Source organism: Butyrivibrio sp. VCB2006 (genome assembly GCF_000420945.1).
Classification (GTDB): Bacteria; Bacillota; Clostridia; order Lachnospirales; family Lachnospiraceae; genus Butyrivibrio.
In genome coordinates this window covers 15815-39197 of record NZ_ATVX01000022.1, presented here as the reverse complement: position 1 = coordinate 39197, position 23383 = coordinate 15815, and the positions used below count along the sequence as shown (strand labels likewise).

The window sequence follows — 23383 nt, the reverse complement described above, 5'->3', positions numbered from 1 at the left end:
AATGGAAAAACAATTAAAGCTGCATTTGCTTTTTAATATCATCGGAACAGTCTTCCTTGCACTGTTTGGAGCAATATATGAAATCTTCAGTCACGAAGTATACTCCTACTTCATGCTGTATGCATTTGCAATACCTCTTGCGATGGGCGTACTGCCCTATTCTATCCTTATGCTTAAGGAAAAATATCCGGACAGAATATTTCTAAACCTCTGGAATACAGCTATTGCGATATTTAGCATTGGAAGCATATTTGCTGGTGTACTGGCAATCTATGGCACAACCAATTCACTTATTATTGTCTACCCAATAGCAGGTGCAGTCATGGTTTTGCTAAGTTTACTATCATACCTACAGAACCATCATCGTGGTTCTGTAGGTGAATGATCTGATTTTAAAAACAACGCCCGCCACTCGTTTTTCTTGGAATTATTATTTTACCGGAACACAGTGCTTATCATTAATGTCGCATACTTTCTTTACTCGTCTGCGATATTTTTCTTCCATAAGAGGCTCTGTATTCAGCCATGTTTTTACCACTTCCATCGCCATTAATCCGCCGATAATCTTTGCGCCTAAGCATAAAATATTGGAATCTGTATGCTGTCTTGCAAGAGTTGCACATAATGGGTCCTGACAAACGGCTGCATAACACCCATTGATCTTATTTGCAATCAGTGCACTACCATATCCTACGCCATCACAAAAAATACCTCGATCACACTCGCCTTTTGCCACTGCAAGAGCTGCAGGATATACAAAGTCTGATAAATCACAACTTTCATTGTCGTAGGTTCCAAAATCCACTACTTCATATCCATTGTCTTCAAGATATGCTTTTAACTCCTTTTTCATTTCCGTTCCCGCGTGATCATTTGCCATTGCTATTTTCATGTGTGAACCTCCTTATTCTACTTAATCCCCATTATCTTCTGTAGTCTGACCGCTGGATCCTTCAGGCGGCTGGCTGGTGGATGCTTCCCCTGAACCGTTATCGCCGTTTTCTTCATTATTTTCAGTGGATCCACTATTTGAGGACTCTTCTTGCTTTTTTCTTTCTTCCTCTTCCTGTTTCTTCTCTTCTTCAGCTTTCTTCTTTGCCTCTTCCTCTTCTTCAGCTTTCTTCCTTGCTGCTTCCTCTTCTTCGGCTTTCTTCTTTGCTGCTTCCTCTTCTTCCTGCTTCTTCTTTTCTTCTTCGGCTTTCTTCTGTTCTTCTTCCTGCTTCTTCTTTTCTTCTTCGGCCTTCTTTTTCTCTTCTTCCTGCTTCTTCTTTTCTTCTTCGGCTTTCTTTTTCTCTTCTTCCTTTTTCTTTTCTTCCTCTTCCTGTTTCTTCTTCTCTTCTTCCGCTTTCTTCTTTGCTTCCTCGTCTTCTATCACAGTACTACTCTGAGAAGAAGCATCTGATGCATTCTGATCTTCTGTGATTCCCATCATGTCCATAAGGTTACCAAGATTGCCTTCGTTAATTCCTGATTCATTACCAGTTGTAACCTTGACCTTGTTTGGATCAGGCTTAACATACTTAACTACATATTCACCCTCATCAGATATTCCAGGCACTGGGTGCTCTACTATGTAATTGAATGTGGCTTCGCATCCTTTTCCGGAATAATGAAGTCCGTCGCCACCGTTATATTCAGACTTTACCTGTCCATCAGATCCTTTGAGGACTTCAGCGATATCAAGATAGAAAATGTGTTTCTCTTCTGCAGTCTCCAAAAGGAAATCATTGTATTTGTCTATCATTGCGTTCTGCACATAGTTTTTGTATATTCCGTTATCATCTACGGGCCCTATAGACACAAGTACAATATTGGAATTAGGCGCCAGCCCGGCTACGCTGTCTATAAGGGAAATAAATGTATTCTTGTAATGATCCTCGCTGGAATCATTGATTCCGTTTACACCAAGAAGAATATATATAACCTGAGCCTGATGAGACTCCAGGTAAGATTTCATAGTATATTCTTTTCCAGCATTGTTCATGAATTTATTGGATGCAAATGCTGAATGTGATATTCCAATCTGCGCAAGTGCTGAATCATCGTTAAAAAACCCGTAGTTAACCATGGCTACGGTTCTGGAATCGCCCAGAAATACGCATCTGTTAAGATATCCCTCCTTAGCACCTTCTTTTTTAACAAGTACAGTTGTATCCGGAGTAGATTCGGTCTTGGTTTCTTCGCTTGCCATCTCGACTACAGGCATGTCTCCGTCACCAGATGCTCCCTCGTTTGCAATCTGGGTTTCTCCACCATTCTCACTCAAAGAATTTTTCTTAACATCACTTATGTACACCATAACCAGGAAGATAGCAAAGGCAGTCACCGCTATTCCCAATGAGATGGCAATCAGCTCCTTTGTACCAATGTGCTGCATTATATTATCAAGTTTTCTCGCTGTATTTCTCTTTAGTTTCCTAAGTTTCTTAAATATATCATTCCTCATGTGGATTCTACTTTCCTTCAATGCTTTTCATTAGCTGCTTTAAATCTTCTTCCTCTATAATACAACAATCATCCGCTAGTTGTCGCACATGTTCATAGCTACAAAGTGTAGCGAAAATCATTTGTTTTATGACACACCTTAAAAGCTAAAAAAGAGCCACTTTCGTAAAAATTGTAATTACGAAAATGGCTAAACACATTTAATTCAAAACGTCTACATACGTCTATTAAAAAGGGCATTCCCATGTGTTTGAGAATGCCCATACTGAACTCTGTCTTATATTTTTACATACCACTATTAAACAACTCTTCAAGCTCCTCCTGATGTTCTTCAAGAACCTTTAATACCCATTTGCTCCAATGTCTGGCATCAGTCTCAGAATCACCAAACACATAGTCTTCCTGTCCATAATCGATTACATCAAATCCTGGAGTAGACTTGCTGGCCCCGGCGGTTCTGTAACTTACCGCATCTGCGAGTGTGAATGACACGGCAGATGTATCATCGTAATTTACCCAGCTGCTAATATCTGTTCCGGTTGCCTCTGTAGCATCTCCATTTTCAGTTTGAGACTCTGCTGCAGCCTTGGTAATCTTAACTGCTCCGTCTACATACTCGCCATACATGGTATCTACAGTAAGAGCAAGAGAATTTCCAAGAATCTCTGACGGTACATGTCCGCCATCCCACTGCCATTCGATATCAGCATCAACTCCTGAAGAAAGGAATGCAATCTGAAGGTTAAGTGAGTTGAACATTGAAATATCACCTTCTGATGCTCCGCAGACCATCCTTATCCATGTAGGATCTGTTCCGCCTTCATCGCCTATGTAATTAAGCGGATTATAAAGATCAACAATCACATTTCCATATTTATCGCCTTCGTACACTTCTGCAACATCACTCTGGTAAGCAGCAAGCATTTCTTCATATGTTGAGTAATTTGATGAATCTGTTTTGCTTCCTGCTGACTGGGTTGTACCTGCATCAGGAGTTCCTACATCCATGGTGTCTCCTGCTGAGTTTGCCGCAACATCAGCATTTGCAAAGCTCCTGTCCTCTCCTTCAGTTTTTTCTGAGGTCTCGTTATTTCCAGCCATATCAGGAGGTGTTCCTGTCATGTCACCACCTGGTCCTCCGGTCATATCACCGTCAGGCCCGCCTTTCATTCCGTCATGGCCTCCGGGCATTCCACCACCAGGGCCGCCCATTCCGCCTGATGATGAACTGCTCTTAGCATATCTGCCTTCTATAAAAGCAGCCGTTTTATCTTCAGATGTCATAGCTGCAACTTCTTCGTCAGAAAGTGCATTGCCATCTTCATCGAACCAGGTCCAACCATCTGCATAATCCAGGTTATCAAGGTACCACTGCATATTTGAAACAAATTCTGCAAGGTAGAAATCAACATATGTTCCACCATAGCCGTTGGTGTCAGCATACTTCGTTTCGTCATATTCAATAGAGAGCTCTATAGTATCATCTGTATCTCCATCACCATTAATATCGAGCTCCACATCAGCTTCTTTAACCGAAAGATTCTGATCATTGATGTAATTCATGTACTCTTCTGAAAGGTACTTTGCCATCTGCTGTTGGAATGAAGTATTGAAATCATAATCAGAATCCATGTAGTACTCAAAAGCCATGGCCATATCCGCTTCATACAAAGAAGTGATAGGTGAATATGCAACAGCCCCCCATGCTCCATCAGAAAGATCATAGGTCACGCCATCAATGGTAACTGTTGTGTCATAAGTGCCATCTTCATTGACGTAAACACCAACAGCCCCGACCGCTATCTGATAATCATAAAAATCAGAACTGTTTGATGTTGCTGCAAACATGGTTGCATGTGCTCCGCCGCCACTTCCACCGGTAGAAACCCAGTATTCTGTACTTCCAGGAAGATTGCCCAATAATATATTGTATCTTACAAATCGTGATGCTGCCTTCTGATCCACCAGACAAGACGGTGCATCTCCTGTATAGTACTCGTTTCCATTCTCATCTGTAGCAGTGTCATTTTTTCCTCTGTTTCCGCAGGAAACATTGATATAGCCTTCAGAGGCATAAGATGTTGAAGCCTTTGTGTTAGAGGAAGAGCTGTAACCTGCAGCTCCGGTATTCAGAATTACAGGAGCGGTGGACGCTGTATATATCTGCCCGTTTGAGCTTGTTACTTCTGCTTCGTAATCGATCACAAGCTGTCCGTGAACATCTTCTGTATAGTTGCCAGAAGTGATATCTTCCACTCCATCACCATCTGTATCAATTCCCTTTATATATGCTCCCGGTACACAAACAGAAACACCTTCTTCGTCTTCAATTTCCGCATTGGCAACTGCTGTTACAATGCTCATTACCCAGGCATCCGCATCTTTGTCATAGGACCAGGTAACTTCCTCATTATTTGCAAGGTTAAGCGCTTCCTCTATGGATGCCCTCTCCTCAGCAGAAGTTGCTTCCAAAGATGATGTTGCTACACTCTTTGAATCAGTATCTTCTTCCTGAGTAGCTGCCTTAGTCTCATTCACAGACTCTGCTGATATCTCAGAAGCTGCTTCCTGAGTTGTTGCGCTCTCTGAAGCAGTATCGCCGCATCCGATAAGCGATGCCGTCAGAGAAGCAGTTGTTAATAATGCAAGTATCTTCTTTATTTTCATTTATATATGCCTCCGATCAATCTGGTTTATTTATCTGACAGGCATATGATATAAAATGAAACTTGAAGAAAGCTTGAAGATTTTTTAAAGAATTTATAACCTGCTCATTTCAGAGTTGGAATCCTGACTATAAATGTTGTGATTTCCTTATCACATTCCACACTGATTTCACCGTCATGGGCTGTCACAACAGCCTTTGCGATTGCAAGCCCCAGACCATAGTGTCCATTAAGTTCCCTGGATGAGTCCGTTCTGTAAAAGCGCTCAAATATCCTGTCCCTATCCTCTGCAGGAATCTCTTTTCCCGGATTGGATACCTTAAGCACGGCACATTTATTCTCTTCATGGAGAGTGACTAAAATCTTACCGGTACTTTCATCGGCATTTTGTGTTTTTTCAGCATGTGAAACAGCATTGTCCAAAAGTGTAGCTACCAACTGTCCCAACTGGTTTGGATCCCCTTCTACATGGATATCTTGCTCAATTTCACTCTCCAGAAGCAGGCCTCTCTCAAATGCAGCCGAATCAAAAGGCAATATCCCGCCTGTAACAATTCTGGAAAGATCAACATCTGTATGTACTGCTTCCATGTTCTCTGTCCTTGAAAGATCCAGAAGTCCTGTCACGAGCTCTTTCATGCGTCTGTTCTCATAAAGAATATTGTCAAGCCACCTGTTGTTCCCAATCTCGCGCTGCAAAATCTCGGCATTGGCACCGACTGTTGATATGGGAGTTTTAAGCTCATGTCCCGCATCTGAGATAAACTGTTTCTGTTTCTGATATGTATCTTCGACAGGTTTCATTATCTCCTTAGACGCCTTCAAGGAAACAAAGAACAGTATTATCAGGGCAACAGCGCCAAATACAACTGTATTCATTATGAGCGTTTTCATACTGCTGTCTATCAGGGTATTATCCATCATTGCCACATAGCTTCTCCCTGATGATTCATCTGAAGCGATGCGATATATCATCCTACCGCTTATTCCGCGTCTTTTCCCACCTGTCATTAGCTGCGCTGCAAGATTTTTGAGTGCTTCATCGCTCATTACGGGCTTAACATCATTCATTATTCCAACAGCACTTCCATCAGAAGAAAACTCCACAAGATACATAACCGCAGCCTCTGTGGCAATTCTATCTTCAGGAGTTCCCATGGCATCTTTCGGCGCTTCTTTTGGGCCATTTCCATTGATGTAGTCATCAAGAAAGACTTCAAGGATCCTTTGATTATTCCTGTATACTGCGCTGTAAGTAGTAAGCGAAATAGTCAGCAGGGTTCCTAAAAGGATCAGTGTAAGGAGCCCCATTATCGTAGCTGTGATCTTATTTTGTGAAGCTTTAAAAAGTCTGTTTCCAAGCTTTTTTGCCATTCCTACTCCTTCTTTCGCAGTTCATATCCAAGACCGCGCACCGCCTTTATCTCCATCATTGAAGCCAGGAATTGAAGCTTTTTTCTGGTAAAAGAGATATAGACCTCCACATTGTTATACTCAGCTTCATTGTCAAATCCCCATATCTTAACAGCAAGCTGCTCCTTTCCGATAATAGTTCCTTCATTTGCAAGGAAGATCTCCAAGATATGCAGCTCTTTTTCTGACAAGCGTACATCCATGCCATTTTCAGTATTTATAAGCATTGACCTGCTTCTATCCAGTTTAAGGTCTCCCGATACGAGATTTCCGGTATCATCTGTCTTCTGCATGTTATTCCTGCGAAGCAAGGCTCTTACCCTTGCCAGGAGCTCTTTTGTCTCAAAGGGCTTTGTAAGGTAATCATCTGCTCCGCTGTCCAGGCCACTCACCTTATCATCAGTATCTGCTCTCGCAGTGAGCATTAAGATGGGAGCCTGTACCCCCTCTTTCCTCACGGTTCTGGCTATTTCAAATCCATTTATGCCCGGGAGCATGACATCAAGAATAAGCAGATCATATATGCCGCTTCTTGCAGCATCAAGTCCGCTTATTCCATCTGCAAATGCATCTGTATCATATTTTTCCTGCCTGAGGATTTCGCATAATGCCTCGGACATTCTCTTTTCATCTTCAACAAGCAATATTTTCATGGAATACCTCTGTGATTAAATATATTCCTATTGTATCAAAGTATCCTTGAAGAAATATTGAAATCTAAAAAAGGAGCATGACAATTTCAACCATACTCCTATTTCCATATTATGTTCAAATATAACTGACGATGTGCATTTATATTTATTTCGCATTTTTAAATAAATACTAATTTTGCGAATCTGTATAAACTTGTGGGAAGGTTGTGTTGGTTAAACAAGGAAGCCCTGCAGACACGCAAAATGCAAGCTCTATTTGATTCAAGTGTCTTACTATTGGAGTCCGACACGCGAATAGCAAACTATGACTGATACAAGTGTTTGACTACTCCACAAATCCCCGCACATAACACTCATATAAAGATTGCTTCATCCCACAAGTGTCTTTTTCAGGTCTTTTTCAGGTAAATACAGCAATATCGACACTCATATGGCAATTTCATTGATTTACAAGTGTTAGCACATTCAGATTAGACACTCCTGCAATAATCCAACCATTTTTCAAGTGTTTATGCCTCTTTTCTCAAACACTCCTATAATGAGCCGATGTTCTCACAAGTGTCTTTCTATCAAAGTGCTGCTACAGAAAGCACTCATAATCCCATCAGACCGCTCCAAGAGTGTTTTACTGGAATTTTATATTTCTACCTCAAAAGGTGATTCGTTGTCAAAAAAATCACTGTAGAAACCAAACCAACTAAGCCCCTCCACAAGGCACTTCACATTGTAGCTTTCTTCCTCATCGAAAACTAATTCTTCACCGGAAGCCTTCTTTACCTCAAAGACATCAATGATATTTTCCATCAATACTGCATTGACCATCATTTCCAGATGCTCAAGTTCTTCATCGGTTATGGTGCACTCAGTCCGGTATCCATTAATGACCAGCTGCATATATTTTTCCATATATGCCCGTCTTTCATCTGCGTCTTCATTCCAGGCAATCCACCCAAGACCATGGGACCATAAATTGGCAATATCATATAAATACCAGCAAGTACGACAATTATCAAAATCAAATACATTGATTTTCCCTGTATCATACTCAATGTTATAGTTTCCATCGCTATAGTCAAAGTGAACCATTCCGTAGTTTTCGGAGTTCTGCGGAAGTTTGCGCAGTTCCTCCAGAATTTCATGCAGTCTGTCTTTAACCCGACGCCCCATCTTCATATGTAAACAAAAGAAATCATCCGGAATAAGGCTCTCGAAATAGTCTTCATTGTACTTCTCGAAGAAATCAAAACGCTTATGAATCGGTCTGTAGTTCTTTGAAAGTGCATGTATTTTCCCTAAAACCTTGCCGGTAAGAAAGAAGTACTCGTCTATCGAAACTCCTTCAATATACCGGTAACCATGATTGGCTATCTGATCACCTTTTGCAGTCTCGAACATGGTCACTGCCTTCTCATCGATAATTTCAATACGATTACCTTTCACTGAGGGAATGGAATCTGCCACACTGGCTCCGCCTGCAGAAAGATAATGTACATACTCGATTTCCGCCTCATAATCTTTAATGCTTCTATCTGAAAGAGAAGACACTCTGAGTACCGAATCAGTCCCAATTATAAATACCAGATTCCTTCCGCCTTCATGCCCGGGGACTTCCTTGGCAGAGGCAGTATCGAATCCGTAAAGCAGCGCTGCTTTGACTAAAAAATCTTTTTTCATCATATGATTATTTTTTATCCTTTTCTTCTTGGTCGATTATCAGTGTGTACTGTTCGCTCGTTCTAAATTCAGTGTCTAACTCGACTTCCAGATTTGTTTCTTCCTTTATTTCACGAAGCGCAGTTTCTATTTCTGTCTCGCCTTCTTATACAAAAGCGGGAAACTTGCACGATCAAACACATTTAGTAGTAAAATCAGCATAATCGCCATGCTACCAACTACAGCAACAAAAAGCCAGGCACTACTAAAGCCATATGCATCAAACAACTTTCCTACCAGAATATTACCAAGAGATGTTACGGTCATGCAAAAAATATTGATTGTCGAGTTTACCCTTCCCCAATGTGTTGATGGGACACGCCTTGTCATGTAGGGTGCACTGGCTATGGTACAAAAGATCTCTCCCAGCGTAAATACTGTCATCAGCACAAAATAAACAGGAATCAGCCTTCCGAAAACGCTAAAGCTGACAAGCCCGATTACGATTAGCACTTCGCCAATAAGGTATTTTCTGACATCTATAATATTTGCAAGAAGCGTTGTTATAAGCGGAGTTCCGATTACAACAACTATGGCATTTGTACTGGTTAGTAGTCCAAATATTGTTGCGCCTTTAGCATCATAAAGGTGCTCCATGTGAAGCGGCAAAAGATAATTGAACTGCGAGTAAACCAGATTACAGAATCCCGAGGCTGCAATGTACAAAAGCAGTATTTTACGCTCCTTCAGGATTTCCAATAGCTTTGCTCCTTCGCGTTTTTCCTCATATTCGCTGACATTTTTCTTTTCCACACTTAGCTTCTTGATAAAAAGAATTATTAAAAGCGTTGAAGAAAATGTCGCTACTGAGGTTATCAAAAAGGCAAGCCATAAATAATGTTCAAATAATAGCCCACCAAGCGTTGGCGCAAGAACAAGTCCCAGATTCATTCCAAGGTATTGGAGACTATATGCCTGCTCCCTGTTGTCAGAATCACTAAGGTCAGCGATAAGTGCATCATAAGATGGTCCTTCTACCGCTGCAAAAAGACCTGCAATATAGAAAAGAATGACACTGACAAAGGATAGTGGAATCAAACCGCTGATAAAATAGCAGATTACAGTTACCATATCACAACAAACTATAATCTTTTTTCTACTAACACTGTCGGCAAGCTTCCCGCCCAGTATTACAATTGGAAATTGGAATATTGCCAGTACCATATCTATAGTTGCAATGGTTGTAGCACTGTAACCAAGCTTATTCTTGAGAATCAGTGTCATTATGGGCCAGATAAGAGAACCCATGCTTGTTACTATGCGTCCAAAAAATAGGACGTAGATTTCTTTACTTAAATTCTTGTATTGCTTTAAATACTTCATTACTAGTTAATGTTCCTTATGTATGTTATTTGCTAAGTTCCTCGATGGTCTTATCGATCTCATCAAGCTCTCTGCCATATTTTACACCCCATTCTGTCTTAAGGAGCTGTTTCTTTTTCTTGTAGTACTTGATAGCAGATTCAGTGTCGCCTAACCTTAAATAGCACTGGGCTGTGGATTCATAAAAGTCTGTATAACGCGGTTTTTCCATAGCATCATGCCCTTTGAGCCAGTATGTGATTGCCTCCTCATAGTGCTCATAATGAGAGAATTGATTTGCTACATTAAACAGAATTCTCCAGTCTTTTGGATACTTTTTTGCCAAAGCCCTATACTTGTCTATCACTGCATCAAACCCATGCTCGCACTCTTCAATCTGAATCTCGTAAGCTTCATAGAGAGTATCTTCATTAACAGTCCTTGCTTCCTCAAGTACCTCTTTTGCCTCACGAAGGCGCCCGGCGTCCATGAGATCATCCAAAAGATACAGATAAGCCCTGACGTTCTTGGGCTCAGCCTTGATGATTGATTTCCAGTAATCTATAGATTCCTTGTGATTGCATGCATCCCAGTCATAGAGCTTACTGTGAAGAGCATGGGCTACAATCGTCATATCCTGCTTTGAATTGGGCTGAAGCTCTATTGCTCTCTTTGCATATACAAATGACTTTCTCTCCATGAAATCTGCCCAGGCCTCATAGAGATTTGCAATCAGATTAATTGGCTTGTAATTCTCCGGATTTTTCTGTATTTCAGACATCAAAAAGCTTTCCATATCCACAAACTGCGTAGTGCTGATCTCGTTTGCCTGATCTATTGTATTCTCAATCTTTTCGTACTGCTTCTCCTTAGAGTATTCAAAGAGGTCATCAATTGCCACTCCGAAGCATGCAGCCAGATCCGGTAAAAGAGATATATCCGGATTTGAAATATCTTTTTCCCACTTACTGATTGCCTGGTTGGTAACTCCCAAAATATCCGCAAGTTCATTCTGCGACATATTCTTATCGCGTCGAAGGTTTCTTATTTTTTCTCCTATAGTCATATATATTGCTCCTTATATAATTGCTTTTACAGCTGCATTGGATTGGATCAGATCTGATGTAATAACGATAGCATTATCAAATCCAACTGTAAATCGAATTATAAGCAATAATATTCAACTATAGGTTGATTAGAAAAGAGCCGCCCCGGTCTGCAAATTTTTCTATTAGCCTTTATTCTTAACGCAGGTCAGTAAGTATTCATCTATTTGCGCCACATACTCTTTTCCCTTTATATCATCATAAAATGCCAGCCGCTCAATTTCATCTCTGTCTATACGCGAGGATTCAATTTCAGCAAAAGAGCTCTCCGGAACAGTCAGTCCGTATAACGCGCCATACTCCTCGTGCCATTCCTTGTTAAAATAGGACGGAGCCATATTGTAATGAACAAGACCAAAATACTCGAAGCGCTTCCGCAATCCCCATAGCCAATGTAATTTGAATCTAAAAGAGGCTGCGAATACTCTCCCAGTATTTCTTAGCCGGCTCCATCTTCTTTACAGCCTTTTCATTGGGACTAAGCATAATCTCGTCTATAAGATTGCCTATGCCTTACTTTTCGTGTCTTATCTTCGCATCGTCGATGTATAACCTTTCTGTGGCAATCCTGTCTACAAATGTCTTGTCATGAGATGTAAATACCAATGTTCCTTCATACTCCACCAGCATTTTTTCCAGAGCTTCGACAGATGGGATGTCAAGATAATTAGTAGGCTCATCCAGTATCAGCAGATTCACATCGGAAACAAATAGCATTGCAAAGGACAGTTTCATACGTTCTCCGCCCGAAAGCTCTTTTGCCTTCTTGTTCATATCTCTCTCCGAAAGCAAAAGCCGGGCCAAAACTATTCTTGATATACTCTCACTCTGTATACTGACTCTGCGTACATTTTCAAGGACTGTTTGCTCAAGATCAATCTGGGACATATTTTGCCTTGCATAGCCTATCTTGGCTCCCGGAACAACACATATTCCTTCTTTTCTGCTGATAAGTTCAAGCAAAGTCGTCTTGCCGGCTCCGTTGCCACCCAGAACAGCTACTTTGCTTCCATTTTTTATCATGAAATCAGCATCATCGAGGATAATGTGATCATCATAGGCAAAAGAAATATGCTCTCCACGAATCACTATCGGATTCCTTGGCGGATTTGTCAGCCTGAAATCTGGTCTGACAGTAGGTTCTTCCTTGGGTTTTTCTTTTACCTCCATATGCTCAAGGCGTTTAAGTACGTTTGTTGCACTGCGTTCTATTCCACGAGCCTTGTCCTCCGGTTTTCTGTTGCCGATTAATGCTCTCACCTTCGCTTCACTTGTCGACATGTTCTTCGGCTTCCTGTCTACCGTTTTTGCCTTAGCTTTTTTCTCTATGTAGACACTTTGAAGCCTCTTTTTCTCAGCCTGATAATTCTCGAATTCTGCCTGCTGAGTTTTAAGCTGCTCTTCCTTCTGAGCCACATATTCATCGTAGTTTCCGTCATAGCTGTGAAGTTTGCCAAAAGAAATCTCAACTATCCTGTCGCATACTTCATTGAGGACTGCCCTGTCATGACTGATTATGACCATAGTATCTATTTCTTTTAGCCTTTTTATCAGCATTTTCACACCATCATAATCAAGATTTGACGTAGGTTCATCTAAAAAGGCAACCGCATGGGGACTGGAAAAGAGCTGTGCAAGCCTTATCCTTGTATCTTCGCCGCCACTTACATTTTCCTGCCAGATTTGATCGGCAACTCCCATCTTGCCCGCTTCTGCATAATCAGTTTCAAAATATGAATCATCCGAGCCAAACTGTTCAAAGTAAAATGGGATGCATTTTCTTGAGACTGTTCCTGCTGTTGGTTCCAGTCCACCCGATAAAATCTTAAGAAGCGTACTCTTGCCTGTGCCATTCATTCCAACAAGTCCTACCTTCTCACCCTCATACAGGTAGAATCTGTCAAAGTCAAGTACGGTCTGCTCTCCATAGGAATGAACGATCTTTTCTGCTTTTATCAATAAATTTCTTGCCATATATAAGCCTCCCTTGTCGGCATAAAAAGGATGTCGCTCGCGACATTCTCGCGCGAGGCGCGGATGCATGTATGCATCATTTTCATTTCGCGCCGATGCGCATCCATAGCGGAGCGTTATTTTTGTTTTGAAAAAACAAAAATAAGCCTATCCTGCGCACGCAAAATAGACTCATACAAAAAAGACCCATATATAAAAACAGGCTCCGAATGCATGATAATCTAATTTAAGCGCACACATAATGCCACTGTAAAACAGTAGCCTGATCAACATGTTCACCTAAATCAAATTATCTAATAATCATTCGTTCACCTTAGCGAAATTTCGCCCTTTCCTTTTGTTAATAGTAGCACAGCATTTCTTCCGAAGTCAAATACTCCTTTCCATGGAGAAAAATCAACGATTTCCTGCAGTAGCAGGCTGATGCCAACAAAAGCTCCAGCATATGCTATAGCAAAAACAATCGCAAAGATTAAACTCCCTGCATTTTTCTTTAAATACTTCTTCATAAGAACCACCTCCATCATTTGATATGACAAGGATAGTCCCTTGGGTTAAGACGAGGTCAACACACTTTTGGGGGCGATTTTTCCCCTGTTATAGAAAAAACCTTGGGTCAACCCAAGGTTTTGAAAGTGTAAATACACCTTTGTTATATCATACAAATAAATCTTCCAGTTCCTTTAATTCTGAATCGAGCTTTTTTGCGTGATAATATTCATCTTTTCCGTCTATCAATAATACAATAATTCCTTACTAATTGTCCCATACACTTTGGGAAATAAAGTGTAGCGAAAATCATTAGTTTTTTGGTACGCCTGAAAGCTATCTTTGCTCGCTATTGAAATCAGTTGCTCCACTTGATCTTCCATATATTCTCTATTGTATCCTGTTTAGTCTTTCTGATAAGATAGCATCCTGCTACAAGAAGCGTCACCGAAACCGCCAGTATAATCACATAATACGAAATACCAACATTCCCGCTATCAGAAACTACAACGCCCTTTTCATTGATGGTTGGATCTGTAACAAAATTGATAAAATCATACACAGCGTGAGCAATCATTCCCGGGATTACCGAGCCGGTCCTCAGATATATTCCGGCGAGAACAAAACCGCCACAGGTTGCCATGAATGCCTGTATCAGAGTCATGACAGGATCTGCTCCTACGAATATATTTGTCAAATGGAGCGGTCCGAAGATGACAGATGAGATAATTACTGCTGCCACTGCCCTATTCTTCACCTTCAGATATCTCATTCCTATAGGAATAAGCATCGCCCTGAAAATGGTCTCCTCACTAATGCCAGCCATTAGTGCCAGGCACACGAAAGAAACTGATGGTTTGAAAGCAAGTCCACTATATATAGCATTTATGATTATGCATCCGATAATAAGGATTGCCATCGCAGAGGATACCATAAGTATCTCTTTTACCGGAACATGAGCCTTAAACACGCCATCAAATTCAGGCGAAAACCACTTATTATAAATGATCAGAAGAACCAGGGACAGAGCGGAGACAATAAGTGCGCTTACTACTCCCTGTGGCTGGCCGCTCAATTGAGTTAATAAACCCAGAGGAACTGTCAGTATCATTGCGATTACCGCATTTTTTTCACATAATGAATGTTTCCTTACTTTTTTGTTTTCCATAACCAATTCTCCTTACCAAACGCTAATTCTATCTTCAGGAGCAAGATACATTCCGTCTCCTTCCTTAACGTCAAAGGCCTCATAAAACTCATCAAACTGCTGTACAACTACATTAACTCTCAGATAATACAGCGGGTGAGGGTTCTGGGTAAGTTGTGAATAGTCTGCTTCATAAGTGCAGATTTCTTTCCACATATTTGCGTAGCTTTCAAAAAACAGTTTGTAATTGAAATCTTCCTCCTTTGAAGCAAGGAGCAACATTGCCTTAAGCCCTGCTATATCCGCAACTGCCTCTCCCTGAACAATGCTGCCGTTTACTTTTTCATTTCCAAATGCGGTTATTCCGTTATAATAATCAATCAGCTTTTGTGCTTTTTTCTGAAATGCCGCGGTATCATCTTCGGTCCACCAATTATTATAGTTCCCGTCCTTATCAAACTGAGAACCACTTGGATCAAATGCATGACTAATCTCATGGGCAATAATAGTTCCAACTGAGGCATAAAGCTGCTCCTTTGACATATCTTCCCTGTAGAAATCACCATCAAGGATTCCAAGCAAAATATTTATTGAATTGTTTGTGGCATTGTAAAAAGCATTTGTTTTAAGTGTTGAGTTATCCCATAAATTTCTGTTTACTTCACCTCCGGTATTAGCAGCATTAAGCTTGTAATAGTAATCCTCCACAGCCATACTGGCTTCAAAATATGAAAGATTGTTAAGATCAAGATCGCTCAGGTCCTGATATTCTTTTGGCTCAATAACATTAATCCCGATGGCATCAAGCTTATCCATGGCATACTGCCTTGTTTCATCAGATAGCCATTCTTCATTTGAAAGCATCTCTCTGTAAATCGCACAAGTCTCTTTGCATATTTCCGTGATAGTATTCTTTGTTTCTGTGCAATCATACTTTTGTATATATATTTTTCCGATAGATTCAGGCAGGGACTGAAGTACACAGCGATATGCATATTGTTTATCAGCAAGTACACCTGCCACACCTTCTATTTTATTCGTCGCAGAAATGCTGGCATCAAAAGCCTGCTTGTCAAGATATTCCGCGCATTTAATAACTCCATGAACTATTAAGTATGCTTTGATATTCTCTGCATTTTCATCTGTATATAGCTCAGATATCTTTTTAATATTTTCCGGTAACATGCACCAAATTTTCTTTGTGCTGCCAAAGCCCCTTACTTTAATGAATTCTTCCATAGGAAAATTTGGTGTAAGACTATAAAGCTCTTCCGGATCATAGTAATTGAGTATCGTTTCATATATATCAGGTTGCTGAAGTTCAGCATTTGTTAAGATAGAATCTGCAAGTGCAGTTTCATATGCAATAGCATTATCATAAAGCGCATCAGCTTCTTCCCTGGAATACCCCATTCTTACATATATTTCTGAAAAAAGTTTCCTGTATTCCGTATCTGCTATTTCTCCTACTACACTTTTGTTTTTGTATTCAGCAGAATCATCTAAAATAAGGTCACCAAAATTAAGTGCCGTTACATACTTTGTAGAATCAATAAGATCAGCAGTGTTGACTATTTCAAAAATAGAAGGTAAAAATACAGACCTGTTGGGGTCGCAAAGATATTCTGAAATATCCCTGGTACCGGACAGGGCTTCAATCTCTTTCACAATGACTTCAAGAGGAGCAAGCGCTTCTTCATTCCTCTCATCCCAGTTAAGAAATCCCTGATATACAGCTCTGACCAATTCAGCATCGTGCCCTGACAGAGTGTCATCATCCAAAGCTGCAATAGCTTTTTCCTCTACAATTTCGCCTATTTTCGTAAAAGAACTATATCTGCTGTATCCTTCAGGAATATCATGGCTAATTATCCAGTCATAATTAATTGCCACGTTAAAATCATCTTTTTCAGATAGCTTTCCGGTATTTATTACATTATCCTTAAGATTGGAATCTATCCATGGGTCACCGCCATTTATAACATATGCTCCGCCATCCGATTCTTCGGCTGTTTCTTCGGATGTTTCTTGCACAGTTTCTTCAACTGGTAACTCATCACCTTCTTCAGTATAAGGCTCATCTGATGTGCTTACATCTGCAGTAGAATCATCCTGCGATTTTTCATCAGAAATGGTGTCCGGAGTTTTTTCCCCACAGCCTGCAAGAAACATACTTCCAATCAGCAATATAACCAATATCTTCTTTGCCATCATAATCTCTCCTTACCATTCTCGTCTGATCTTTTCAAAATCAATAGTCTTACCAACTTTCTTCCACACAATAAACGTCAGAACTGCATTTATTGCAGCAATTATAGAGTATGTGATAAGGATTCTCACGCCATCTTCACCGGTATTAATATACGATGAACCCGAATCTCCAACCGGAACAAACAGGCCTTCTGTATAACCTGCAAAAAAATCAAACAGTCCGTGAGCCAGGCCGCAGGCCCAGATATTTCTTGTCTTCCAATACAGTATAAGGAGGGCCAGACCAAAAACGCCTGATTCCAGTGTTTTGGCGACCGCCTGTCCCCATGCAACAGGCGATGAGGAATCAAATCCCAAAACATGTGCAGCTCCGAATACCAGTGAGGAAACCACTGCACTCAGAACAAAGACATATTTCTTTTCCCTGAACTTATAGATAATCGCATCGTTTATAACTGCCCTGAAAGCCAGTTCCTCAAAAAGTCCCACAGAAATATACATAAGAAATATAATGATAAATCCCAATATCGGATTTTCCTTCAGGGGCACCTTTTCTTCTATATTCGAAATCAGCAATACAGAGCCCATGATAAGGGACATCAATAAAAATCCAATGGCGTTCTTGATGACATATCCTGTAGAAACATAGCAGGAGGCAAGCGTCTTATCTCCGGATATCTGGTACAGGAAAAAGCACGACGCTCCGCAGAGCAAAGTCCTCACTATAAAAAACTGGAAATTTGTCTCTGTAGGTACCGTATTGAAACACACAACCACGTATACTATGCAGAGCGCAGCAGTTATCAGTGGCGATTTTTTCATAAATTCAATATACTTTTTAAGCATTGGTATTCTCCTGCTCTGTACTGTTTTCAGCAATGAAGGAAAGCGCTACAAGGTTTGCGGCATTTTTCTTAAGTCGTCTGAATATGTAGAACTGGAAAAAGAATATCGGAATTACCGCAATTAACACCATACCAGCACCAATATATGTTGTTCTTTGTATTTCCGCTGTCATAGTCTCTACATTATCCCCGGCATGTATGAGCATGTTTGCACCAAAAAAATCAAAAACAGTATGCCAAACCACAGGGACAAAAAAAGCAAGAAGATATTCTTTTAATACAGACCCTCTGCCTGTTACTTTGTTATATCTGGCAAGTCCAAGATGTCTTCCCATGGCAAGCCCCAGCATCATATGCACTGTTATACCCGGCAACCTCATCAAGAGAACAGGAAGACTGACACTATATACAAAGTCTTCTATAAGAATAAACCCGAATCCGACAGCACCTGCTATCAGCATATATTCATATACATTTCTAATTTTTTTCCTATAGATGCATAATACAATAAGCGTAATGATAAGTTTTGCCAATTCTTCATTCAGCGCTGCAGAAAAAAGCGCATGATTGAAACTGGCAAGTAATAGAGGTCCATCTGTAGGTACAAATCCGGTTACAGCCCTGAATGTAAGTCCGATTATCAGGAAAAAGACAAATGAAAGCGGCACTGATAATAGTCCAAGTAATACCGGCAATAATGCCTGTCCTCTTGAAATTCTGTAATCTCCTTCCCAGGCAATCATATTCTTATAAAGAATCCCCACAATAATCAAACTTAGAACAAAACTGATAATCGATGTCATATTTTTCTCCTTTCTTTGTTGGTTGCTATAACTTAATACAAATTAGGGATATACTCAGTCAGAGCTTTTCTGCCAAAATAATGCTCCGGCTGATGGATCACCAGATCAAAAGCCTGTCTTCAGGAGCAAGGTACATATTATCGCCTTCTCTTACATCGTAGGTTTCATAAAACTCTTCAAACTGTTGAACAGGGACATTTGTTCTTAGATAGTCTCTTGGATGCTCATCCTGTAAAAGGTTAGTTAATTCAGAACTGTAAATAGCAAGATTAGCATTAATCTGAGCATACTTTGTAAAAAATTTATCATAGTTAAATCCATCTACTTTTGAAGCCATCCTAAGAGCACATTGAAGTCCGGTTATATCAGCCACCATTTCAGTATCAATATTCGTACCTATGCAATTGTAATCTCCAAAGACAACTATACTATCAAGGTAATCATCCAGCTTTTTTACACGTCTCATAAATTCTGCCTTATCATCTTCTGTCCACCAGTCTTTATATTTTCCTTCAGCATCAAACTGTGATCCATAGTTATCAAAAGCATGTGACACTTCATGTCCCACCCAGAATGCTCCAATTGAGGCGTACATCTCTTCCACGTCCATATCACTTGAATAGAAAGGTTCTCCCATCATTCCTATGATCATGTTAATAGTGTTGGCAGACGGATCATACCCGGCATTGCAGGTTAAAATATTAAAGCCTTCTGCCCACATGTCCTTATCAAGGTTTTGGCCTAAACAACTCATATCATGCTTTGTCTCAGCCATCCAGATGCGCCTGGTAGCTTCAATAAGTGAACAATCAGAAATATCAATATCGGAAGTGTCTCTGAATTTATCCGGGTAAGCGGCATGAATGGCTATCTTATCCAGTTTTTCAATGGCTTTTTTCTTAACTTCATCCGAAGCCCAGCTATTCTCATTAAGCAGCTCTCTATAAGTATCGATAACCTGCTGACACAAATCTTCCATTCTCTTTTTGTCTTCTTCAGATCCGTACTTTGCAATGTATACTTTCTGCATTGATACGGGAAGTAAATCTGTGACAATATTATAAGCGTTCTCTTTATCAGATAATGTCCCACTTGTACCAAGATACTTGGCATTCAACTCATTTGTTTTATCGTAAGTTTCTTTATCGAGGTATTTTGCATACTTTGAAAAATAATTGAATAGCAAGATTCCCTTGATGCCATCCAAATTGTCATCTGTGTACACCTCATCAAGAGTTTTAAAATAATCAGGAGTAGTAACAAGATATATGCCATCATATTTATATCCGACCGCCTCAATAATGGCTGCTATAGGAAGTTTCACAGAAAGTGCAGCCAGTTCCTCAAAGCTCATCTCATTGTTTACCTTATCCAGATATCCTTCACCTTTCTTCTCCATTGTGGTATATATTGATTCTGAAAGCTTTCCTTCCAATTCAATCGCTGCATCAAAATACTTAACAGCATCCTCCGCTGACATTCCCAGTTTCCCCGACATAAACGAAAACAATTCTTTTCCCGAATTATAATAAATATCTCCAATTTCTGTCCTATTAGAATACTCAGCAGAATCTTTCAGAATAAGCGTCGGTGTATCCACGCAAAGCAGGTATTTACTCGGATCATTAAGGCCGCTTCTTACAGCATATGCCATAAAATTGTAATACTCAAAAGCCGTATCTTTGTCCGTGATAAGTCCGCTTATATCTTCAACACTACTTGCTTCGAGAATTTTCTCATAGCCTTCTTTTATATCCGTATATCCGGCTTCATTTCTGGCATTCCAGTCTAAAAGCAGATTATTATATGTTCGGACTACTTCAGCATCATGGCCATCTATGGTCTCATCTGCTAATAGCTCCATGCACTGTTTTTTTATTTCAATTTCCCGCTCATGGTAATGAGACCATATCGTATATCCATCTGGGATATCATTCTCCAAAAGCCATCCTTTATTTACATAGAGATGAAAATCATCCTTAGGAGAAACCTCCATGTCAGGAGTAACATTCTCTTTTATGTCCGAGTTTATCCACGGATATCCTCCTGTCGTTACCGTCTCTTTTTCCTCTTCACCTGCCGGTGCGTCTGAATTTCCTTCACTGACGGACGTATCTGTTTCTTCATTTTCAGTGCTTTCTTCCACCACTGATATTGCTTGCGGCGCTTCATCAACAACCTCCAAAGGAGCCGCGTTATTACCACAGGCCATAATAGTCCCTACCATAGCCATACATATAATCAGAGATACCGCTCTCTTTTTCATGCTTGAAATTCCTTTCTTCTCCGCCAATAAAAATCAGAAATCCAGCTCTTTTTTCCTAAAGAGCAGATATGCCAGAATAATCGAAATAACACAGATTTTTGCAACGTGCCAAAGGAGTGTAAATATTGCTGTTCCACCAGTTAGAAGCAGATCTACTTTGGCACATGCAAGGGCATGTGAAAAAACGTGCCTGTCTATATGCCAGAATTTTATCACCGGAATCATATTCAGTCCGCTCAGCAGTGTATCTCCCGCAAAAAGAAGAAATGCATCCACCAAAGTTGCATAGGCAACATTCTTACTCCAGAAAAGAATAATCATGGATATGGTTGCATAACCCAGGATAAGAAAAGCATTGGTCAATATCGTACTGTACAAAAAGCTGCTCTCTGGCATGTTCATGTCTGCGCCCATTATCAGACCTGTTAAGGTGATAAAAAGGGCATAGATTCCATAAGAAATAAAGGTAATGATCACGCAGTTAATGAACTTGGCGATAAGGAGTCTTTTTCTTGAAATTCCTCTTCCAATAAGGCACTGCATAGAATTAGACGAAAACTCATCGGCGTAGACGCTCACATAAATAGCAATCCCTATAAAAAGATTCATTGTATTTATAGCAGTTCCCTGATTAGTGGCAAAAGTAAGGCCGCTTACGGTTCCATTTCTTTTTGCACCCAAGGTCCAGAAAAACGAAATTAACAGACATATTGCAAGCACAATCCAATATGCCGGCTTTCTCAGGATTCTTTTTACATCTGCAAAAATAAGATTTTTCAAAAGTCAAACTCCTTTCTCCGGAAGAAATAGGTAGTGATTGCCAGTGCTGCCAAGAGATAGCAGGCTGCCGGAAGAAGCTGCCACGGGAAAGCTTCCATCTCTATTCCGGTATATGCCCAGTCCAAAAGACCATCAAAGGTATAGTCATATAATGACAGTGAGGAAAAAAATTCTATCATGTTAAACACAAGTCTAAACACAACCGTAAATGCTACACAAGCGACTATACCAAGAACCGTGGAGCCTGAAATGTACATGATCATAGCTGAAAAGACAATGTATCCAAAATGTCTAAGCCACCTCAGTATGATAAAAATAACAAGGTTCGTCTGCTGCTGCGAGCTTAATATAATTGCTGATTCTCCGTTTATTACTACAAGGGTTGCCACAATGATGACCAGGTACACGCAAAGAAGAACAATTGCCGCATCAAGAAGCTTGGCAACTATGAGCTTATCCCTTGTTATGCCATGACCAAGTATAGCCTGCATGGACTTTGAGGACAGCTCATGGGCAAAAACAGCATAGAAAGCGGGAAAAACTATAAAAAGAGCTATAGGCGCCCCGTTAAGCGACTTCTGCACACCTCTTACCAGTCCAATTGAGCCATCATTTATAACGCCTTCAAGCACCGTATATGAAATATAGATCAGCGCCAGCAAAAGCCCTATATAAATAAGACCAACCCGAAAGATACGCTTCAAATCCGCTCTTAACAAATTTCTCATTCTGCAGATCCTCCAATGAGTTCAAAGTAATAATCTTCCAGAGTAACTTTCTCTTTTCCTTCTTTAAGAATATCAATACCATTCTCTGCAAGAACACTTTTAGCTCTTTCCAAATTTCCGGCTGAGACTGTAAGTTCCACTTCCGGGCGCTTTGCAGACAGGTCCTCCTGTGTGATTTCTTTTGCTATAACGCCTTCATGTACTATACCGAAACGGTCCGCGGTATTCTCCAGTTCTCCCAGAATATGGCTTGAAACTATGACTGTCATGCCAAACTCATCTCTAAACCGCCGTATCATATGACGAATATCTGCTATTCCCTGAGGATCAAGACCGTTGGTCGGCTCATCCAGAATGAGAATATCCGGATTACCAAGGATTGCATTGCCTATTCCGAGACGCTGTTTCATTCCAAGGGAATAGCCCTTAGCTTTCTGCTTTTCCTTACCGTCTACAAGACCAACAACCTTTAGAACACGGTCCACTTCCTCCTTTAACGCTTTTCCCTTAAGCCCCTTAGCTGCTGCGTAGTATTCGAGGTTCGCCCTGCCGGAAAGATAACCATAAAAATTGGATCCGACAAAGAAGCCTACCTTTGATCGGTTTGCAAACAGCTCTTTTCGGTTCCGGGAACCGGCTATGGAAACATTGCCTGAAGTGTATTCTGACAGTCCCAGAATCATCTTAAAAATAGTGGTTTTACCTGCTCCGTTCTTGCCTACCAGGCCGTAGATATCTCCCTTATTCACCTGCATGGTGACACCTTTAAGTACGTCATGTTTACCATAGCTTTTGATTATGTTATCAAGCCTTATTGCTGCATTTGAAGTCTCTGATCCCAT

At 40.5% G+C, this 23383-nt stretch carries 21 protein-coding genes; 1 reads left to right on the top strand and 20 read right to left on the bottom strand.

The genetic code is table 11. The features are described from left to right. The first annotated feature begins 1 nt into the window (after position 1). Positions 2 to 385 carry a hypothetical protein gene (locus tag G613_RS18205; protein WP_029233577.1) on the top strand — a complete coding sequence of 128 codons (384 nt, stop codon included), beginning with the start codon at positions 2 to 4 and terminating at the stop codon, positions 383 to 385. A gap of 45 nt (positions 386 to 430) precedes the next feature. Here the strand turns inward: G613_RS18205 and G613_RS0115970 are convergent, their stop codons facing one another. The 20 genes from G613_RS0115970 to G613_RS0115880 form a co-directional block, all read right to left on the bottom strand. Beyond that, positions 431 to 892, bottom strand: a complete 462-nt coding sequence (locus G613_RS0115970) for an RpiB/LacA/LacB family sugar-phosphate isomerase (RefSeq protein ID WP_029233576.1) — start codon at positions 890 to 892, stop codon at positions 431 to 433. A 21-nt stretch (positions 893 to 913) separates the two neighbouring features. Next, positions 914 to 2446, bottom strand: a complete 1533-nt coding sequence (locus G613_RS18890) for a GDSL-type esterase/lipase family protein (protein WP_029233575.1) — start codon at positions 2444 to 2446, stop codon at positions 914 to 916. Between the two features lie 284 nt (positions 2447 to 2730). Continuing rightward, positions 2731 to 5112 carry a hypothetical protein gene (locus G613_RS18885; RefSeq protein ID WP_051151093.1) on the bottom strand — a complete coding sequence of 794 codons (2382 nt, stop codon included), beginning with the start codon at positions 5110 to 5112 and terminating at the stop codon, positions 2731 to 2733. Between the two features lie 104 nt (positions 5113 to 5216). After that, positions 5217 to 6485, bottom strand: coding sequence for a sensor histidine kinase (locus G613_RS0115955; protein WP_029233573.1), 1269 nt, complete (start codon positions 6483 to 6485; stop codon positions 5217 to 5219). Between the two features lie 2 nt (positions 6486 to 6487). Then, positions 6488 to 7177 (bottom strand): response regulator transcription factor, encoded by a 690-nt coding sequence (locus G613_RS0115950; protein ID WP_029233572.1) that lies wholly within the window; start codon positions 7175 to 7177, stop codon positions 6488 to 6490. 636 nt (positions 7178 to 7813) lie between these two features. Further along, entirely contained in the window at positions 7814 to 8854 is a 1041-nt protein-coding gene (locus G613_RS0115945) for a phosphotransferase enzyme family protein (RefSeq protein ID WP_029233571.1), read from the bottom strand. A 4-nt stretch (positions 8855 to 8858) separates the two neighbouring features. After that, complete coding sequence (locus G613_RS20155) at positions 8859 to 8960, bottom strand: hypothetical protein (RefSeq protein WP_334291390.1); 102 nt, start codon at positions 8958 to 8960, stop codon at positions 8859 to 8861. Positions 8961 to 8977: 17 nt separating this feature from the next. Continuing rightward, positions 8978 to 10213 (bottom strand): MFS transporter, encoded by a 1236-nt coding sequence (locus tag G613_RS0115940; protein WP_029233570.1) that lies wholly within the window; start codon positions 10211 to 10213, stop codon positions 8978 to 8980. A gap of 25 nt (positions 10214 to 10238) precedes the next feature. Further along, positions 10239 to 11258 carry a helix-turn-helix domain-containing protein gene (locus G613_RS0115935; protein WP_029233569.1) on the bottom strand — a complete coding sequence of 340 codons (1020 nt, stop codon included), beginning with the start codon at positions 11256 to 11258 and terminating at the stop codon, positions 10239 to 10241. A gap of 165 nt (positions 11259 to 11423) precedes the next feature. Beyond that, positions 11424 to 11678, bottom strand: a complete 255-nt coding sequence (locus tag G613_RS0115930) for a hypothetical protein (RefSeq protein ID WP_155828115.1) — start codon at positions 11676 to 11678, stop codon at positions 11424 to 11426. 133 nt (positions 11679 to 11811) lie between these two features. Then, positions 11812 to 13272 (bottom strand): ribosomal protection-like ABC-F family protein, encoded by a 1461-nt coding sequence (gene abc-f / locus G613_RS0115925; protein WP_035774837.1) that lies wholly within the window; start codon positions 13270 to 13272, stop codon positions 11812 to 11814. Between the two features lie 308 nt (positions 13273 to 13580). After that, a complete protein-coding gene (locus G613_RS0115920; RefSeq protein WP_029233567.1) occupies positions 13581 to 13781 on the bottom strand; it encodes a hypothetical protein in 201 nt (66 codons plus the stop codon). A gap of 338 nt (positions 13782 to 14119) precedes the next feature. Beyond that, positions 14120 to 14929 (bottom strand): CPBP family intramembrane glutamic endopeptidase, encoded by an 810-nt coding sequence (locus G613_RS0115915; RefSeq protein ID WP_029233566.1) that lies wholly within the window; start codon positions 14927 to 14929, stop codon positions 14120 to 14122. Positions 14930 to 14941: 12 nt separating this feature from the next. Further along, a complete protein-coding gene (locus tag G613_RS0115910; RefSeq protein ID WP_081647926.1) occupies positions 14942 to 17122 on the bottom strand; it encodes a M13 family metallopeptidase in 2181 nt (726 codons plus the stop codon). 9 nt (positions 17123 to 17131) lie between these two features. Next, entirely contained in the window at positions 17132 to 17965 is an 834-nt protein-coding gene (locus G613_RS0115905) for a CPBP family intramembrane glutamic endopeptidase (protein ID WP_029233564.1), read from the bottom strand. Further along, a complete protein-coding gene (locus tag G613_RS0115900) occupies positions 17958 to 18767 on the bottom strand; it encodes a PrsW family glutamic-type intramembrane protease (RefSeq protein WP_026487766.1) in 810 nt (269 codons plus the stop codon). Before G613_RS0115900 ends, G613_RS0115905 begins: the two co-directional genes overlap by 8 nt. 97 nt (positions 18768 to 18864) lie before the next feature. After that, entirely contained in the window at positions 18865 to 21033 is a 2169-nt protein-coding gene (locus G613_RS0115895) for a M13 family metallopeptidase (protein WP_029233563.1), read from the bottom strand. 33 nt (positions 21034 to 21066) lie between these two features. Beyond that, the gene (locus tag G613_RS0115890) at positions 21067 to 21813 is read right to left on the bottom strand and encodes an ABC transporter permease (protein WP_029233562.1); all 747 of its coding nucleotides are present in this window, start codon (positions 21811 to 21813) and stop codon (positions 21067 to 21069) included. Further along, positions 21810 to 22541, bottom strand: a complete 732-nt coding sequence (locus tag G613_RS0115885; RefSeq protein ID WP_029233561.1) for an ABC transporter permease subunit — start codon at positions 22539 to 22541, stop codon at positions 21810 to 21812. Before G613_RS0115885 ends, G613_RS0115890 begins: the two co-directional genes overlap by 4 nt. After that, positions 22538 to 23383, bottom strand: coding sequence for an ABC transporter ATP-binding protein (locus tag G613_RS0115880; protein ID WP_029233560.1), 846 nt, complete (start codon positions 23381 to 23383; stop codon positions 22538 to 22540). The genes G613_RS0115885 and G613_RS0115880 overlap by 4 nt, the downstream gene beginning before the upstream one ends.

What these genes read in the sequence shown, in the direction of transcription:
- G613_RS18205 (WP_029233577.1), top strand. Translation starts at nt 2, where the DNA reads ATGGAAAAACAATTAAAGCTGCATTTGCTTTTTAATATCATCGGAACA.
- G613_RS0115970 (WP_029233576.1), bottom strand. Translation starts at nt 892, where the DNA reads ATGAAAATAGCAATGGCAAATGATCACGCGGGAACGGAAATGAAAAAG.
- G613_RS18890 (WP_029233575.1), bottom strand. Translation starts at nt 2,446, where the DNA reads ATGAGGAATGATATATTTAAGAAACTTAGGAAACTAAAGAGAAATACA.
- G613_RS18885 (WP_051151093.1), bottom strand. Translation starts at nt 5,112, where the DNA reads ATGAAAATAAAGAAGATACTTGCATTATTAACAACTGCTTCTCTGACG.
- G613_RS0115955 (WP_029233573.1), bottom strand. Translation starts at nt 6,485, where the DNA reads ATGGCAAAAAAGCTTGGAAACAGACTTTTTAAAGCTTCACAAAATAAG.
- G613_RS0115950 (WP_029233572.1), bottom strand. Translation starts at nt 7,177, where the DNA reads ATGAAAATATTGCTTGTTGAAGATGAAAAGAGAATGTCCGAGGCATTA.
- G613_RS0115945 (WP_029233571.1), bottom strand. Translation starts at nt 8,854, where the DNA reads ATGATGAAAAAAGATTTTTTAGTCAAAGCAGCGCTGCTTTACGGATTC.
- G613_RS0115940 (WP_029233570.1), bottom strand. Translation starts at nt 10,213, where the DNA reads ATGAAGTATTTAAAGCAATACAAGAATTTAAGTAAAGAAATCTACGTC.
- G613_RS0115935 (WP_029233569.1), bottom strand. Translation starts at nt 11,258, where the DNA reads ATGACTATAGGAGAAAAAATAAGAAACCTTCGACGCGATAAGAATATG.
- abc-f (WP_035774837.1), bottom strand. Translation starts at nt 13,272, where the DNA reads ATGGCAAGAAATTTATTGATAAAAGCAGAAAAGATCGTTCATTCCTAT.
- G613_RS0115920 (WP_029233567.1), bottom strand. Translation starts at nt 13,781, where the DNA reads ATGAAGAAGTATTTAAAGAAAAATGCAGGGAGTTTAATCTTTGCGATT.
- G613_RS0115915 (WP_029233566.1), bottom strand. Translation starts at nt 14,929, where the DNA reads ATGGAAAACAAAAAAGTAAGGAAACATTCATTATGTGAAAAAAATGCG.
- G613_RS0115910 (WP_081647926.1), bottom strand. Translation starts at nt 17,122, where the DNA reads ATGATGGCAAAGAAGATATTGGTTATATTGCTGATTGGAAGTATGTTT.
- G613_RS0115905 (WP_029233564.1), bottom strand. Translation starts at nt 17,965, where the DNA reads ATGCTTAAAAAGTATATTGAATTTATGAAAAAATCGCCACTGATAACT.
- G613_RS0115900 (WP_026487766.1), bottom strand. Translation starts at nt 18,767, where the DNA reads ATGACATCGATTATCAGTTTTGTTCTAAGTTTGATTATTGTGGGGATT.
- G613_RS0115895 (WP_029233563.1), bottom strand. Translation starts at nt 21,033, where the DNA reads ATGAAAAAGAGAGCGGTATCTCTGATTATATGTATGGCTATGGTAGGG.
- G613_RS0115885 (WP_029233561.1), bottom strand. Translation starts at nt 22,541, where the DNA reads ATGAGAAATTTGTTAAGAGCGGATTTGAAGCGTATCTTTCGGGTTGGT.
- G613_RS0115880 (WP_029233560.1), bottom strand. Translation starts at nt 23,383, where the DNA reads ATGGGATCAGAGACTTCAAATGCAGCAATAAGGCTTGATAACATAATC.